Consider the following 15,110-nt stretch of genomic DNA (forward strand, 5'->3'; position numbering starts at 1 on the left):
CTACTTTAATAGTCCGCTAAGTTACGACTTTTGCACTGTTTTTAAATTTAAACTTAATCATGAAAAACAAACTGACTCTCATTTCATTTATAATGCTTTTTAGCTTATTCGCTAAAGCACAAAATGAACCTATTAAAATGGATTCGCTACAGGAAGTTACCATTACCTCAACACGTATCGATTTACCTTTTAAAGAAAACTCAAGAACCATAAATATTATATCTTCTGAAGATATTAAAAATAGCGCGGCTACTAACGTGGCAGACTTACTTCAACAAGTAGCTGGAATCGACATCAGAAAACGAGGAACGGGAGGTAGCCAAGCCGATTTATACATTCGCGGTGGTAGTTTCGACCAAACCCTTTTACTTATCGACGGTATAAAAATGGACGATGCACAAACCGGACATCACACCATGAACGCCGCTTTACCAATTGAAGTTATTGAACGTATTGAAATTATAAAAGGACCGGCTGCCAGAGCTTTTGGTCAAAACGCTTTTGCCGGAGCGATAAACATTGTAACTAAAAACCAACTAAAAAATAGTGTTTCGGCTAATATAGAAACAGGCTCTTTCAATCAGTTAAACGGATCGGTTACTGTGGGATCTGACTTAGTAAACTCCTCACATATTGCACATATGGGGAAATTATCTTCTGACGGGTACAGAACCAATTCAGATTACGATAATTCAAACTATTTCTTAAAAAGTGTATTCAATAAAAATGCGCTTCCAATAGAAATGCTTGCAACTTTCTTTGAAAGAAAATTTGGTGCAGAAAACTTCTATACCTCAAACGCAACATTTCACGAATACGAGGAAACTCAAAACAGTTTAATTGGCTTATCAACAGCATTTCAAACCAATAATCTAAAAATTAAACCGAGATTGTATTGGAAACGCAATCAGGATATGTTTTTGCTAAGACGTAATGAACCAAGTTTTTACAGAAATTTACACATTAGTAATAAAGTAGGTGCTGAAATTAATACGTCTTACACCTCAAATTTAGGGGTTACCGGATTGGGTGTTGATGTATCACAAATTTACATGACTAGTAACACCTTAGGGGATCGTGACAGATTGATGGCTACAGCATTTTTAGAACATCGTTTTAAAGTTGATAATTTAGACATTACACCGGGTGTGGCTGTAACTTACTTTTCAGATTTTAAATTTCATGCGTTCCCTGGTGTTGATTTAGGATATAAAATTTCTGAAAACTTCAGAGCTTATGGAAATTTAGGATATACTTATCGTGTACCAACTTACACCGATTTATATTATAGCGACCCTTCTTCTATTGGAAATGAAGATTTACAACCTGAAGAAGCACTTTCTGGTGAAATTGGAGGTAAATTTTTCTCTTCAAGATTTAATGCCTCGTTTGCATTATTTTATAAAGACGCCGAAAACTTAATTGATTATGTAAAAGCTAATACAGACGATCCTTTTATGGCACAAAACATTAGAGATTCTAAAACTAAAGGATTTGAAGTTAATACCTCTTACAATTTCACAGTTAACAACTTAAAGCAAAATTTATCGGTTGGATATACCTTTATGGAAGACAAAATTGAAGAAATCAACCTTGATTTCTCAAGATATTCCATCAATTCTCTTAAGCACCATTTTACATCACGATTAAGTACTCGCATTACAAAAAACATCAACTTTAATGTGATTTATAAATACGCTGAACGTACCCAAGGATTAAGCTATAATGTATTAGATGCATCGGCGATTTTTAATTTCAACCAAGTTGAATTAAGCATTACAGCAAACAATATTTTCGATGCCGATTACATCGAGACCGGTATTGTACCAATGCCTCCAAGTAATGTATTATTTGGTTTACGTTACAACTTTAAATAAATAATTATGGCGGCGGCAAGTCACAACTGGACACAAAAAGAGATTTTAGCAATCTACAACAAACCATTGATGGAGCTACTTTACGAAGCAGCTACTGTACATCGGTTGCACCACAATCCGAATACAGTTCAGGTAAGCACTTTACTTTCTGTCAAAACAGGGGGTTGCCCTGAAGATTGTGGGTATTGTCCGCAAGCCGCACGCTATCATACTAATATTGAAGGCAACGATTTAATGTCCGTTACGCAGGTAAAGGCTCAGGCTTTGCGTGCCAAAGCGTCTGGTAGCTCCCGTGTTTGTATGGGAGCCGCTTGGCGTAATGTTAAAGACGGTGCAGAATTCGATCAGGTTTTAGAAATGGTTCGCACCATTAACAAACTGGATATGGAGGTCTGCTGTACTTTAGGCATGCTTACCAAAAATCAGGCGAAGCGATTAGCTGAAGCTGGCTTATATGCTTACAATCACAACTTAGATTCTTCAGAAACGTATTATAAAGAAGTGATTTCTACACGAGGTTTTGAAGACCGCCTGAAAACCATCGATAATGTTAGAAAAACCAATGTTACGGTTTGCAGCGGTGGTATTATAGGCATGGGCGAAACCGAAGACGATCGCGCAGGCATGTTAGTGGCTTTATCCACTTTAAATCCGCAACCAGAATCGGTACCCATTAATGCTTTGGTAGCTGTTGAAGGCACACCATTAGAACACCAGAAACCGGTTTCTATATGGGAAATGGTTCGCATGGTTGCCACAACGCGTATTGTTATGCCTGAAACACAAGTACGCTTAAGTGCTGGTCGCACGCAAATGTCGCAAGAAGGACAAGCCCTATGTTTCTTTGCTGGAGCGAATTCCATTTTTGCCGGCGACAAACTATTGACCACACCCAATCCAGATGTTAGTGAAGACATGGAATTATTCAAGCTTCTCGGATTAAATACCCAAAAGCCTTTTATAAAAAAGATGCAACCAGAAACCGTAGAAGCTGAAGATTCGCAATTTCAGGACTTAGGCGAAAAACCCAAATGGAGTCGACCTGAACACACCATTGAACGAAATGAATCAGCAAAAGAAAAAGCTAAATCTTTAAAATAACAGATTATACACAATTAACATATAAAGCCCTTTCTATAACTAGAGAGGGCTTTTTTATTTCTTTATATTTATGCCAAACAAATATTATGAATTATCTATCTATACTTTTTAGCACCATCTTTTTATTCCTATTTAATGCTACTTTGAACAGCCAAACAGACCCTGATATTTTCAGCAAATTCGAATCTAAATTTTATGAAATTAATGGCTATAAAATAAATGTTGAAGTTAAAGGAGAAGGACAACCTATTTTCTTTCTTCCCGGCGGACCGGGTAATTCTCATGACTACATGCAAGCTAACTTTGGACAATATTACAAAAGCCATAAAGTTGTATTCTTCGATTTCTTAGGCAGAGGAAAAAGTGACGATGCCAAAGATCTTTCGGAATATTCTGTTGAAAATGATGTAGCTCTCATTGAACAACTAAGAAAACTATTAAATTTTGATAGAATTTCTATAGTAGGGCACTCCTACGGAACAGTTCCAGCGCAAGCATATAGTATAAAATATCCCAATAATGTTGACAAATTATTGCTTATTAGTGGATTTCATGGAGGAGAGATGTGGCAAGCTAATTGCGATAGCTACAACCACTACACAAAAACACACTTTCCTGAAAAATGGAAACAAGTAGATTCTTTAAGGGCATTGGGGTATGTTTCTAGCCAGGAGCCCTTAAAATCACTTTACGCCAGCTTTCCTACAAAATATATTTATTATCACAACACAAATATTGAAGGCAATCACCCTAATGAACCTTACAGACGTTGGTCTAATGATGTTTATGAAACTATTATTGGACGAGATGGAGATTTTTACGTTAGTGGAAGTATGATTAATCAGGACTATCGCCAAGATTTAAAAAATGTAAAGGCTAAAACTATGATTATTGCAGGTCGATACGATGGAGTTTCAACTCCTGAATTCAATATCCAATATAAAACATTTATGCCTCAGGCTCAATTTGAAATGTTTGAAAATAGTGGTCATAATCCATATTTAGAAGAACCTGAAAAATTTTACAAATTATTTGATACCTTTTTTGAAGTGAAATAATAATTAAAAAGGAATTTAATCAATAAACTCTAATTCCAAATTCCATAACCTTTTCTTAACTTTGGCTCACTAAATTTTTTCACCTTGTCGTTAAACTTACAAGACATTCCTCGGGTAAAAACCATTACTAAAGAGGACTTTATAAAGCATTATTTTTTACCACAAAAACCTGTGGTCATTGAACGTTTTATAGAAGACTGGCCTGCTTACAGCAAATGGAGTTTAGATTACATGAAGGAATTGGGTGGCGATATTACCATTCCGTTGTATGACGACAGACCTGTAGATTATAAAGAAGGGTTTAACGAGCCTCATGCCAGAATGAAACTTGGCGACTATATCGATTTACTAAAACGCGAACCAACGAAATTCCGCATATTTTTATGGAATGCCATTAAGGAAATTCCGCAATTACAAGACGATTTTACCTTTCCTGACTTTGGTTTACGATTAATGAAAGGGATTCCAATGTTATTTTTTGGAGGACGTGATTCGTACACTTTTATGCATTACGATATTGACCTGGCAAACATTTTTCACTTTCATTTTGAAGGTAAAAAACAGATTATACTATTCGACCAGAAACAAAATCAATATTTATATAAAATTCCGTATTCTCTTATTACCAGAGAAGACATTGACTTCAATAATCCGGATTTTAAAAAATGGCCCATGCTAAAAAAAGCAAAAGGGTTTCAAACGGAATTAAATCATGGTGAAGTTTTGTATATGCCTGAAGGTTACTGGCACTATATGCGATATATAACACCTGGTTTTTCAATGAGTTTACGTGCTATAGCAAGAAACCCAAAAAACTTCAGCAAAGCCGTTTCTAACCTAGTTTTTATGCGTAGCTTCGACAATGTCATGCGCCGCATTGGTGGCCAGAAATGGATTGACTGGAAAAATAACCGGGCAATTGTTAAAACTCACAAAGCACTGTAAATAAATACGTCGTTTTATAAAAGTTATAATATATTTGTTTACCAAAAAAATCTAAAATCAAATTATGAAAAAATTAATTTTATTAGCTGTTGCCGTTCTTAGCTTCACATTTGCTAACGCTCAAGCTTACAATGGTGTTAACGATAATAAATTTCAGGTTGGTGTTAACCTACAAGATAATGCCACAAGCATTAACCTTACTTACGATTATGGTCTTGGCGATAATATCTCTATTGGTTTATCATCGGCTTATGCATTAGGTGTAAATGAAGATATCGACGCTGATTTTGGTGATCGTTTCGACCTTAAAGGACGTTTTAATGCAAACTTAGGAAACGTTATTAACATTGATGAAAACTTCGATTTATACCCTGGTTTAAACTTAAGCCTTAAAAATTTTGGTGGTCATTTAGGAGCTCGCTATTTCTTTACTGAAGGTTTCGGAGTTTACACTGAATTAAACACCCCATTAGCAAAGTACAAAACTGAAGATTTAACCCCTGCTGAAAAGTTACACAACCAGTTTACTGTTAGCTTTGGTATGTCTTTTAGCTTATAGTTAAAAAAACTCAATATAGTTTGTAAAAAGGTTAAGCGAGAGCTTAACCTTTTTTATTTTATTAATTCGTTGGCCTTGTCGTAAACCAGATAGGATTCCCAACCACGGTATAAAAAGTAATCGGCAAACTTCTTTTTCTTTTTATATACATTATTTTCTTTAATGCTCTCGGCCTTCTTCTCTGCTATAGTATTAAATAATTCCAAATAGTCTTCATCATCAATGTCATTAAGAGCTTCCTGAATATTTATTTTACTAATATCCTTTTTCTTCAATTCAAATGAAATTCGATTCTTACCCCAATGCTTTATTTTAAATTTTCCGCTGGCAAACTGTTTAGCATATCTAGATTCATTTAAAAAATTATGCTGAAGTAAATGCACGACAATAACATCTATTGCCTCAGGTATCATATGCATTTGCGTAAGCTTTTGAACCACTTCCTGATGACAACGCTCTTGGTAAGCACAGTAATGCTCTAACTTACTCATAGCTTCCTGAACCGTATATGTTTTTTTAGATTGTTGCATTTGGGCACTAAAATAATAATTCTACTATTGTTGAAATATCCTTAACTAAAGACTTGATTAAGTATTTCTAGGGATTTAGGTTTTCTGAAACTTTCTAAATGTAATTCGTAGTACTGTAAAAGCATATTCAAAAACGACTGGCGTTGTTTACCTGTGATTTTTACAGAAGATAAATCGTCAAAAGACATGCCTAAAAGTTCTTTTAAGAGTTTTAAATTATCACCTGAAACCGACGACTTTCCATATTCCTTTAAATCAAACATACCATCAGCCAAATTAAAATATGGAAAATCGATAGTTGAAGTATCAGGATAAAATCCTAAGTATTTTGTAAGATTCAATAGAAATAACAAATGAAAATTTGAAAAATCGGACTGTTCGTCCAACCACAAAAGAGCCGTTTCCAAGTAACTGTATAATGTTTCATTCTGCTCTTCTTCGCGTAAAGCAGAATATAATACCTCGGCCAAAAACATGACTATAGAACTCTTTAAGATATGCGTGTGTAAACTAGAGTAAACATGAATAGGCTTAGATTCTTTTACAATTTGCAAAGAGCGATTCTCTGCGTAATTTATTATCAATTGCAATTGCGATAATAACTGAAAATAAGCCACTTTATTTCCAGATTTTTTACTCTTTAATACACCTTTAAGTAAAAAGCCTACAATACCTAATTCCTGTGTGTAACAGGTAACAATTAAATCGTTATCCTTATATTTTAGTTTAGAAAGAACAATGGCATTTGTGGTAACAAGCATTATCGAACTACCATTATTTTTAGGACTTTCGTTTCATAGGTATCTAAATCGGAAAGCATCACTAAATAAACTCCAGAAGCTACAACATTATCCCCTAAATTTTTACCATTCCAATAAGCCGTACCTCCATCTATTTCCAAATTATAACCGCTATAACGCTGATTAACTCTAGATTGCCCCTCGGCCACCAGATTCCCCTCTATATCCGTTATTTTGATATTAACATTCTCTGAAATGTCTTTAATCTTAACTTTCTTTTCTACAATATCAAAACCGGGTCTTACAGGATTGGGATAAGCATAAGCATTCTCTATAGTTTCAAGAACACCAGAGCTTCCAGATTGAAAAGATACCAATCCACGTGTTGTAGCTATATATACAATACCATTAACATCATCTATAGAAATATCTCTAATACTATTAGATGGCAATGGCGAATTATCTGTTGTAAAATGATGAATCGTTTTCTGCCCGTCCGATGAAAAATAAAACAGCCCTGAATCACTAGTTCCAATCCATTTATTATTTGAACCATCTACTTTAATATCCATTATGTACTGTTGATATAATAATTCTTTAGCAATACCATCTTCCTCAATAATAATTTCGTCAACTTGAACATTATTATTTTCAAAGAAATTTGAAGTATTATACAATACTCTAACTCCTTTTGTTGTACCAATCCATAATTGATTTCTTTTATCAAGAGTTAAAGCTGTAACATATTTGGATGGCATATTTTCTTCTTCCGTAGAAATATTTTTTACTGAATTACTTCCATTCTCATTGAAAGCAATAACTCCAAAATCATAACTAGCTAACCATTTTGTTTGGTTACCATCAATTACAACATCAGCAAAACCATTATTATCGAATTCGTCTGTAATTATTTTACCAAGACTATACGATCTCCACTGTTTAATTGATAAATCAAAAGATTTTAATTGATTTTTAACCAATCCCGTAGTTACCCATAACACACCATTTGAATCAAAAGTTGTAGCTCCAACTCTAATATCAATGTAACTAGGATTATTTGGAAGAACCAACGACTCTAAACCACTATTAGTTTCGTTATACAATATAATAGATGTTTCTTCATTTACTTCTAATAATCCACTAAAAAAGGAACTTATAAATACCTGATTATTCTTAAAAGGATTAACAGAAATTCTATTTAAAGATTTCGCTTCTAATACATCATTATATGGCAAATTTATCCATTGATCACCTTTTAAATGACTAATCCCCCTATTATTTAACGGGTATGGGTTATAAAACAAATCGTATTCTCCAAAAGTTACCCAAACCCCATTTGATTTTGCCTGTAACGAAAAAGGAATGTTTAACAAAGGCCCGTCAGGATGAACTTCCTCAAAAGTAACGGGGTTTAATAATTCTGTTTTTAAAACTCCAAAATTTTTGGTTCCAATGTATAAAAAGTTATCATCAATTGTAGCAGAAGTTAACTCAGTAGGAAAATTATTTGTATCTACTACTACTTGAGATAAAAGATTAAAAGCTGAATCATAAATAAAAACTTGATTTCTAGTCGTAACTATCATATTTTCATTCACTTTTCTCAAATCCAATGGCTGATCTTGATATAATGATAATTCAGTTAAAATACCATTTTCTACTCTAAAAAGTCTTTTATCTGACCTTACTGCATATAAATCATCTGTTTGAGACTCTATTCCTGTAAAATTCCCTGTCGTTACTGCTTCCCAATTACTAAAATCAATTAGATTTGTGTTAGTTGTCAATGCTCTTCTTATTCCATTGCTTCCAGAACAAGCAGCATATATATAATCCTGATAAATTGTGGTTTGATTTACTTGAATCTGAGAACCTCCATCACCAATAAAATAAGTGTCTCCGAATTCTAGACGCGCCAAATCGAACACCGAAATACCATAACTGGTTGAAATATAAACCAAATTATTATAGCCATTAAAATGATTGATTCGTTTTGTTGTTGGAGGAATGGTAGGTTTATCGATAATATCAACAATGGTCAATACATTCTCATCATTATCAAAAACAATTTCTATTAAACCATTATCATATCCAACAACTAGCAATTCATAAGCATCACTGTAATAAATGGTTGAAATCGTTTCTCCTGATAAACCGTTAACAGAATTAATTTCTTCTAACTGATTAGTTTGTGTATCTAAACTGAAAACAGCATTTTCTGAAGCTGCATAAATTTTATCATTTCCCTGAGCAACTTCCTTAATATTGTAATATGAAAAGTGACCTTGCCAGGACGCTGAATAATCTTGAGCGAAGAGACAAATCGGAATTATATAAACGACAAAAACAACGAGTTTTTTAAACATAGATACCATTTAATTCGTCAAATATATTTATAAGTAACGAGTTTTACCTGAAAATCATATAAATTCAAACAAAAAAAGCTTCCTGAAATTCAGGAAGCTTTTAACAATTTTATAAGGGTAATTTATTAAACGATACCTTGAGCTAACATAGCATCGGCAACTTTAACAAATCCTGCAATATTTGCACCTTTTACATAATCTATATAACCGTCTTCACCTTTTCCGTAAGTAATACAAGCATCGTGAATATTAGCCATAATCTCTTTTAATTTTTTATCAACTTCCTCTCTTGTCCAGTTGAATCTTAAAGAATTCTGAGTCATCTCTAACCCTGAAGTCGCAACACCACCGGCATTTGATGCTTTACCTGGGGCAAATAAGATTCTTGCTTCATGGAATGCTACAATTGCTTCTTTAGTAGATGGCATATTTGCTCCCTCACTAACACAGATACAACCGTTTGCTAAAAGCACTTTTGCATCCTCTTCATGAAGTTCGTTTTGTGTAGCACATGGTAATGCTATATCACATTTTACACCCCAAGGTGTTTTACCTTCAACAAATTGAGCAGAAGGATAGACATTAACATACTCGCTAATTCTTCCGCGTTTTACGTTTTTAAGATTCATAACATATGCTAATTTCTCAGCATCAATACCATCGGCATCGTAAATGTATCCTGAAGAATCTGATAAGGTTAACACTTTACCTCCTAGTTGTAAAATTTTCTCGGCAGCATATTGCGCAACGTTTCCTGAACCTGAAATCACAACATTTTTACCTTCAATAGTATCATTTTTAGTTTTAAGCATATTTTCTGCAAAATATACCGCACCGTAACCCGTTGCTTCAGGTCTGATTAACGAACCTCCCCAAGACAATCCTTTACCAGTTAAAACCCCAGTAAACTCATTTCTTAGTTTTTTATACATTCCGAAAAGGTATCCAATTTCACGAGCTCCAACACCAATATCTCCAGCAGGAACATCGGTATTTGGTCCAATATGTCTAAACAATTCACTCATAAAGGCGTGACAGAAACGCATGATTTCATTATCGCTCTTTCCTTTAGGATCGAAATCACTTCCTCCTTTACCACCACCCATTGGTAATGTGGTTAAACTATTTTTAAATACCTGCTCGAAAGCCAAGAATTTCAAAATACTTAAATTAACCGTTGGATGAAAACGTAATCCACCCTTATACGGTCCAATAGCAGAGTTCATTTGAATACGGTAACCTCTGTTAACCTGTATTTCTCCTGCATCATCTACCCAACAAACTCTAAACGTGATAACACGCTCTGGCTCAACCATTCTTAAAAGAATGTTTTTGCCATAATAAATATCATGCTCTACAATGTAAGGAATAACTGTTTCTGCTACTTCCTCTACAGCCTGTAAAAACTCTGGTTCATGACCATTACGCTCTTTAACTTGATCTAAAAAAGCTTCAATGTTACTTTTCATCAATTACTTTAATGTTTTAGTTTAACAAAAAACTGTATAAAAAGCTCAATTTTGGTTTAAGATGGAATTTTATTTACGAGTTTCAAACCCTTCAAAAAAGCCATCAAATTATTGAATATACAATTTATTGCCACAAATATACGTTATCTTTAAAAATAATGCATTTATTTTTTGAATTTGATAACATATATTTTTCATTTAATCTTGTACCAAGTTATAATATTTGTTTCTAAGGGCAGTTTTTTTATATTTGTTTTAACAATGGCTCCATTAAACAAACTACTATCATGCTTAACTTTAAGTGTTTAGCCCTGCTTTTTTTTATGTTTGTTACAACTCAAACTATGTTTTCTCAGCTTGGGTTTTCTCACGAAATTGGTGCTATTATTGGTCCCGTGGAGTTTCGATCAGATTTTGGAAGCCGTAATGAAGAAGCTACCAACCTTGGCAATTCAGGAATTGGTATTGGACTCATTCATTACATCAGTTTCGCTTATACTGCAGATTGTAACTGCTACTCTACCGACACTTATTTTAATGACCATTTTAAACTACGAAGTGAAATCTCATATAACTACACACGCTTAGACCATCACGGTTTTTGGGTAGCTCCGGATAAAACCAGCACCGCAGCTGATAAATTAAGAGCTCACAGTGGCGCAGCAGAAAATTTCGATATTGGTATGCAGTTAGAATATTTCCCACTAAGTATTCGTTCATTTCAGGCTTTCGCTTACAGAGTCGCCCCCTTTGTTAGTTTAGGAGTTCATTATACCTCCTACCATCCAAAAGCAAGCACCAGATATAATAATCCGAATCCTGATGCTTATGGTGATATTTATGACCAATCTAACCTTTACCCCTATTGGTTCGATGCCTATAATGCAGGAGAAGCACCTTACCCAATTAACATTGACGGTGGCAGTACTTGGTCTGTTGTAAGTAGTATTGGAGCTCGTTACAAACTTGGCATTTTATCTGATCTTATGATAGATTTAAGATGGCAATATTACTTTAGTGATTGGATTGACGGATTTGACCACAACTGGAGAAACTACGACCGTAAAAACGACTGGTTGGTTTGGTTAAACTTTGGCTATGTATATTATCTGGACTAGCCCCCCTTTTTATTTGCTATCAAGTTTACTAAGATTTATTGCCGAAGTTCACAACAATAGTTACCTTTATCATATATCTTAATTAAGCCTCTTGACATGTCTTTTAAACCATTACTCACAGCCTTTTGTATTGTTTTATTATTGTTTTCATGCAATGAAGATAGTAATACAACATTTTCAATTATTACGGTTACTACAGACAATAACAAATTAGTTGAAATAAACATTCCCAAAGCTGAGGGCAACAACGAGATTTCAAAGAACATAAATAATGAAATAAACAAAGTTGTTTCAGCATCATTACACATTGGAGAAGAAACACCTAATGCTGAAGCTTCAATTGAAGAAAACATTGAAAAGTTTAATACCGAATACAATGATTTTGCAAAAGATTTTCCTGAAAGCACTTTCCCTTGGGAAGCTCAAATTGATGGCGAAGTTATATTTCAATCACCTGAACTAATCAGTATATCAATTACCTCTTATACAAATACAGGCGGTGCTCACGGCAATGTTGTTATTTCGTTTTTAAATTTGGACGCTCTAACAGGTAAACGAATTGCAAATGAAGAACTGTTTAATAATGAAAAGGATTTTGAAACTATAGCCAAAACCTATTTCGATAAATCGATTGAAGATAAAAATACGCTTTTTGAACCTGAAAACTTTCAACTTGCTCAAAATATAGGATTCAGTGAAGAAGGCCTTATTATGCTTTACAACACCTACGAAATAGCACCATATTCAGCAGGAATTATAGAATACACAATTCCCGCCGAAGAGGTCAATTCCTTATTAGCTATTAATAGCCCTCACTAAAGCCATTACATAACCGAGATGCATACCTTCGTGAAATAAAATAAAATCGAAAGCATCTTCAATTGTGTTTAATGTATTTCCTGTTGTAGAAACCGTATAACTGTTAAATGTTTTAAACACCCCGTTTTCAACATCCTCTTTTGTTTTTTCTAAAGTTGAAAACAACAAAGCTTTAATATTGTTAACTTCCTCTTGAGAAACAACTCCTTCAGGCTTTGTTCCTTTCATATATTTTGAAATCATAACCTCATCAACCATCATTGGCAAACCCGATAACTTATATGCTAATAATTGCTGAGTAACCACAATATGGCCAATATTCCAAATAATGTTATTATTGAATCCTTCAGGAACTTTATTTAAATCCTCAAGTGAAGTATTTTCTAAAAATTGTCCAAAAAATTGTCTTGTTTTAGCTAAAATGTCTAATGTAAACTGCATGCCTTATTTTTTTGATAAATATACTTTAAATGACAAAATTACTTTTATTTTGGTATAAATTTTTACAAAAATAGGATTATGAAAAAAGTATATTACCTAAAAACATGCAGTACCTGTATACGAATTTTAAAAGAGTTAAATCTTCCTTCCGACTTTATTCTACAGGATATAAAAACCGAAGAAATAACCGTTAAACAATTAGAAGAGATGCATGCACTTTCCGGTAGCTACGAAGCTCTTTTTGGTAAACGTTCAAAACTTTACAAAGAAATGGATTTAAAGAACCAAGATATTACTGAACGTGATTACAAAAACTACATTTTAGAGCATTACACCTTTTTAAGTCGTCCGGTAATTATAATAGATAGAAACATTTTTATAGGGAATAGTAAAAAAACCGTTGAAGCCATAAAAGCAGCTTTGTAAAATATATTTCATTACCCCAAAAACAGGAATTTTCGAAAACATTTGTAACAAAATTCTTAAAACCTCAACTAATCAATAAAACCTTACTTTTTAGGGTTTTGAAACAAACTATCATCTTAACTTAATTTTATTAACCATGACTATCACTGGTATTACTTTAATTGTACTAGCTATTCTGTTGGCTGTTACAATCAACATTTTTTCATCTAATGCTTCAACAGAATCGGAATCCAAAGTTCCAAATCTTGTTCAAAAGTTAATTAATTTATGGACTCTAAAGAAGTCTATCTACTTAGGTTTACTAGGTATATTTTTTGTTAGTCTAAGCGGAATGTTTTTCTACAATCCTGCCGGAACAGCAACTGCCATTCAATATTTGTGGGGAGGAGATGCAGCAGTTACCACTCAAGGTGTAAAACTAAAACTGTGGGGAAAAACTATTCCTATTTCTTTTGAAATCGCTTTACAGGATAAAATCATAGAATTCGACAAACAAGGCAACCGAATTATCGATAAAAACGGAGCTGAGGAAGGTATCTACCACCGAAATGCACAAACCAGAGAATTCGCCGATGCTATTAAAGCAGATATTGCAGCTGCATTAATTGTATCTATTGATTACAATAACGAAGATTTATTTTTAGAAATGGCCGACAAAAACCGATCGGAAAGCAAACTTGTTTACGCAAGAATTTACCCTGTATACGATCAAGCCTTAAAAAACACCTGCAAACTTATGGATGCGCAAGATTATATTTCAGGAGCTTCATCACAATTTGATTATTATTTAAAAGATCAAATGGAAAACGGGATGTATTTAACCGAAGAAGTTTATGAAGATATTGACATCAGCCCAATTACCTCTTTAGATTCTACTAGAACCGTTGCAAAAGGAAAAATAAACAACGAAAAACGGGAGAAGAAATACAGAATTCGTAAAGACAAAAACGGAGATCCAATTCGAGATGCTTCGAACTCTTTAAAACGATACGGACTAACAGTACAACAAGTTGCAGTTACGAGTATTGATTGGGAAGCAAGTTTTGACAACCGACTTAAAGACCAAAAAGAACAGGTTGCCCAAACACAACTGGAAAAACAAGAAGCCGAAAAAGAATATTATGCCACACAAAAAGCCATTGCAAAAGGTGAACGTGAAAAAGCCGAAACTCGCGTAAAACTTGAAAAAATACAATTAGAAAAAACTATTACGGCAGAAACTGCAGCAAAAACCGCTTCTTACAAAGAACAGGAAGAATCTAACCTTTTAGCCGCAGCAAAAAAATCGGCTGAAAAAATTAGAATTATTGCCGATGCTGAGGCTTACGAAATTTCTAAAAAAGTAAATGCCGGTATTACCCCTGAAAAACAATTACAAATGGAATTAGATGCCAGTGTGCAGCGTACAAAAGCTTTAGCCGGCCCTAATGGCCTTCAACTACCAAACACAGTTTTTAGCGGCAGCACAGACAATAAACAAGCAAGTATGCTTGAATCTATTTTAGGCGCTAAAATTTTAAGTGGTGAAATAGGAAGTGTAAAATAACATATTGAATTACTATTCAAAAAAAGGGAGCTATAAGCTCCCTTTTGTGTTTTTCGAAAGTTCTAATAAAGTCATATAATTTACTCCACAAAAAAAGCCTCACATTTCTGTAAGG

14 protein-coding genes are annotated in these 15,110 nt (G+C 33.8%); 9 read left to right on the forward strand and 5 right to left on the reverse strand.

Annotated features, from left to right (window positions below):
* The first annotated feature begins 59 nt into the window (after nucleotides 1-59).
* The 5 genes from R1X58_RS05080 (at nucleotide 60) to R1X58_RS05100 (ending at nucleotide 5,540) form a co-directional block, all read left to right on the forward strand.
* Nucleotides 60-1,877, forward strand: a complete 1,818-nt coding sequence (locus R1X58_RS05080; RefSeq protein WP_240572273.1) for a TonB-dependent receptor plug domain-containing protein — start codon at nucleotides 60-62, stop codon at nucleotides 1,875-1,877.
* A gap of 6 nt (nucleotides 1,878-1,883) precedes the next feature.
* Nucleotides 1,884-2,978 (forward strand): biotin synthase BioB, encoded by a 1,095-nt coding sequence (gene bioB / locus R1X58_RS05085; RefSeq protein WP_240572275.1) that lies wholly within the window; start codon nucleotides 1,884-1,886, stop codon nucleotides 2,976-2,978.
* A gap of 86 nt (nucleotides 2,979-3,064) precedes the next feature.
* Nucleotides 3,065-4,036: an alpha/beta fold hydrolase gene (locus tag R1X58_RS05090; protein WP_240572276.1), complete on the forward strand. Its 972-nt coding sequence runs from the start codon at nucleotides 3,065-3,067 to the stop codon at nucleotides 4,034-4,036.
* 84 nt (nucleotides 4,037-4,120) lie between these two features.
* Nucleotides 4,121-4,981 (forward strand): cupin-like domain-containing protein, encoded by an 861-nt coding sequence (locus R1X58_RS05095; protein ID WP_240572277.1) that lies wholly within the window; start codon nucleotides 4,121-4,123, stop codon nucleotides 4,979-4,981.
* Nucleotides 4,982-5,045: 64 nt separating this feature from the next.
* Complete coding sequence (locus R1X58_RS05100) at nucleotides 5,046-5,540, forward strand: porin family protein (protein WP_240572278.1); 495 nt, start codon at nucleotides 5,046-5,048, stop codon at nucleotides 5,538-5,540.
* A 53-nt stretch (nucleotides 5,541-5,593) separates the two neighbouring features.
* Here R1X58_RS05100 and R1X58_RS05105 read toward each other — a convergent pair whose 3' ends face one another.
* From R1X58_RS05105 to gdhA, 4 genes are all read right to left on the reverse strand, one after another.
* Nucleotides 5,594-6,070 (reverse strand): regulatory protein RecX, encoded by a 477-nt coding sequence (locus tag R1X58_RS05105; protein ID WP_240572280.1) that lies wholly within the window; start codon nucleotides 6,068-6,070, stop codon nucleotides 5,594-5,596.
* A 41-nt stretch (nucleotides 6,071-6,111) separates the two neighbouring features.
* On the reverse strand, nucleotides 6,112-6,831 hold the full coding sequence (recO, locus tag R1X58_RS05110; protein WP_240572281.1) for a DNA repair protein RecO: 720 nt from the start codon (nucleotides 6,829-6,831) through the stop codon (nucleotides 6,112-6,114).
* Nucleotides 6,831-9,176: a type IX secretion system anionic LPS delivery protein PorZ gene (gene porZ, locus R1X58_RS05115; RefSeq protein WP_240572282.1), complete on the reverse strand. Its 2,346-nt coding sequence runs from the start codon at nucleotides 9,174-9,176 to the stop codon at nucleotides 6,831-6,833. The genes recO and porZ overlap by 1 nt, the downstream gene beginning before the upstream one ends.
* Nucleotides 9,177-9,301: 125 nt before the next feature.
* Entirely contained in the window at nucleotides 9,302-10,645 is a 1,344-nt protein-coding gene (gene gdhA, locus R1X58_RS05120) for an NADP-specific glutamate dehydrogenase (protein WP_240572283.1), read from the reverse strand.
* Between the two features lie 287 nt (nucleotides 10,646-10,932).
* Here gdhA and R1X58_RS05125 point away from each other — a divergent pair, with 287 nt between their 5' ends.
* Nucleotides 10,933-11,763: a THC0290_0291 family protein gene (locus R1X58_RS05125; RefSeq protein WP_240572284.1), complete on the forward strand. Its 831-nt coding sequence runs from the start codon at nucleotides 10,933-10,935 to the stop codon at nucleotides 11,761-11,763.
* Between the two features lie 96 nt (nucleotides 11,764-11,859).
* The gene (locus R1X58_RS05130) at nucleotides 11,860-12,582 is read left to right on the forward strand and encodes a DUF3298 and DUF4163 domain-containing protein (protein WP_240572285.1); all 723 of its coding nucleotides are present in this window, start codon (nucleotides 11,860-11,862) and stop codon (nucleotides 12,580-12,582) included.
* Here R1X58_RS05130 and R1X58_RS05135 read toward each other — a convergent pair.
* Nucleotides 12,559-13,023, reverse strand: coding sequence for a DinB family protein (locus R1X58_RS05135; protein WP_240572286.1), 465 nt, complete (start codon nucleotides 13,021-13,023; stop codon nucleotides 12,559-12,561). The genes R1X58_RS05130 and R1X58_RS05135 overlap by 24 nt on opposite strands.
* Nucleotides 13,024-13,101: 78 nt before the next feature.
* Between R1X58_RS05135 and R1X58_RS05140 the strand changes: the two genes are divergently transcribed.
* A complete protein-coding gene (locus R1X58_RS05140) occupies nucleotides 13,102-13,449 on the forward strand; it encodes an arsenate reductase family protein (protein WP_240572287.1) in 348 nt (115 codons plus the stop codon).
* Nucleotides 13,450-13,585: 136 nt separating this feature from the next.
* On the forward strand, nucleotides 13,586-14,995 hold the full coding sequence (locus R1X58_RS05145; RefSeq protein WP_240572288.1) for an SPFH domain-containing protein: 1,410 nt from the start codon (nucleotides 13,586-13,588) through the stop codon (nucleotides 14,993-14,995).
* Nucleotides 14,996-15,110: the final 115 nt, after the last annotated feature.

The organism is Aestuariibaculum lutulentum (assembly GCF_032926325.1).
GTDB lineage: Bacteria > Bacteroidota > Bacteroidia > Flavobacteriales > Flavobacteriaceae > Aestuariibaculum > Aestuariibaculum lutulentum.

Bases quoted from the DNA above. Each gene is read 5' to 3' on its own strand.
- R1X58_RS05080 (WP_240572273.1), top strand. From the start codon at position 60: ATGAAAAACAAACTGACTCTCATTTCATTTATAATGCTTTTTAGCTTA.
- bioB (WP_240572275.1), top strand. From the start codon at position 1,884: ATGGCGGCGGCAAGTCACAACTGGACACAAAAAGAGATTTTAGCAATC.
- R1X58_RS05090 (WP_240572276.1), top strand. From the start codon at position 3,065: ATGAATTATCTATCTATACTTTTTAGCACCATCTTTTTATTCCTATTT.
- R1X58_RS05100 (WP_240572278.1), top strand. From the start codon at position 5,046: ATGAAAAAATTAATTTTATTAGCTGTTGCCGTTCTTAGCTTCACATTT.
- R1X58_RS05105 (WP_240572280.1), bottom strand. From the start codon at position 6,070: ATGCAACAATCTAAAAAAACATATACGGTTCAGGAAGCTATGAGTAAG.
- recO (WP_240572281.1), bottom strand. From the start codon at position 6,831: ATGCTTGTTACCACAAATGCCATTGTTCTTTCTAAACTAAAATATAAG.
- porZ (WP_240572282.1), bottom strand. From the start codon at position 9,176: ATGTTTAAAAAACTCGTTGTTTTTGTCGTTTATATAATTCCGATTTGT.
- gdhA (WP_240572283.1), bottom strand. From the start codon at position 10,645: ATGAAAAGTAACATTGAAGCTTTTTTAGATCAAGTTAAAGAGCGTAAT.
- R1X58_RS05125 (WP_240572284.1), top strand. From the start codon at position 10,933: ATGCTTAACTTTAAGTGTTTAGCCCTGCTTTTTTTTATGTTTGTTACA.
- R1X58_RS05130 (WP_240572285.1), top strand. From the start codon at position 11,860: ATGTCTTTTAAACCATTACTCACAGCCTTTTGTATTGTTTTATTATTG.
- R1X58_RS05135 (WP_240572286.1), bottom strand. From the start codon at position 13,023: ATGCAGTTTACATTAGACATTTTAGCTAAAACAAGACAATTTTTTGGA.
- R1X58_RS05140 (WP_240572287.1), top strand. From the start codon at position 13,102: ATGAAAAAAGTATATTACCTAAAAACATGCAGTACCTGTATACGAATT.
- R1X58_RS05145 (WP_240572288.1), top strand. From the start codon at position 13,586: ATGACTATCACTGGTATTACTTTAATTGTACTAGCTATTCTGTTGGCT.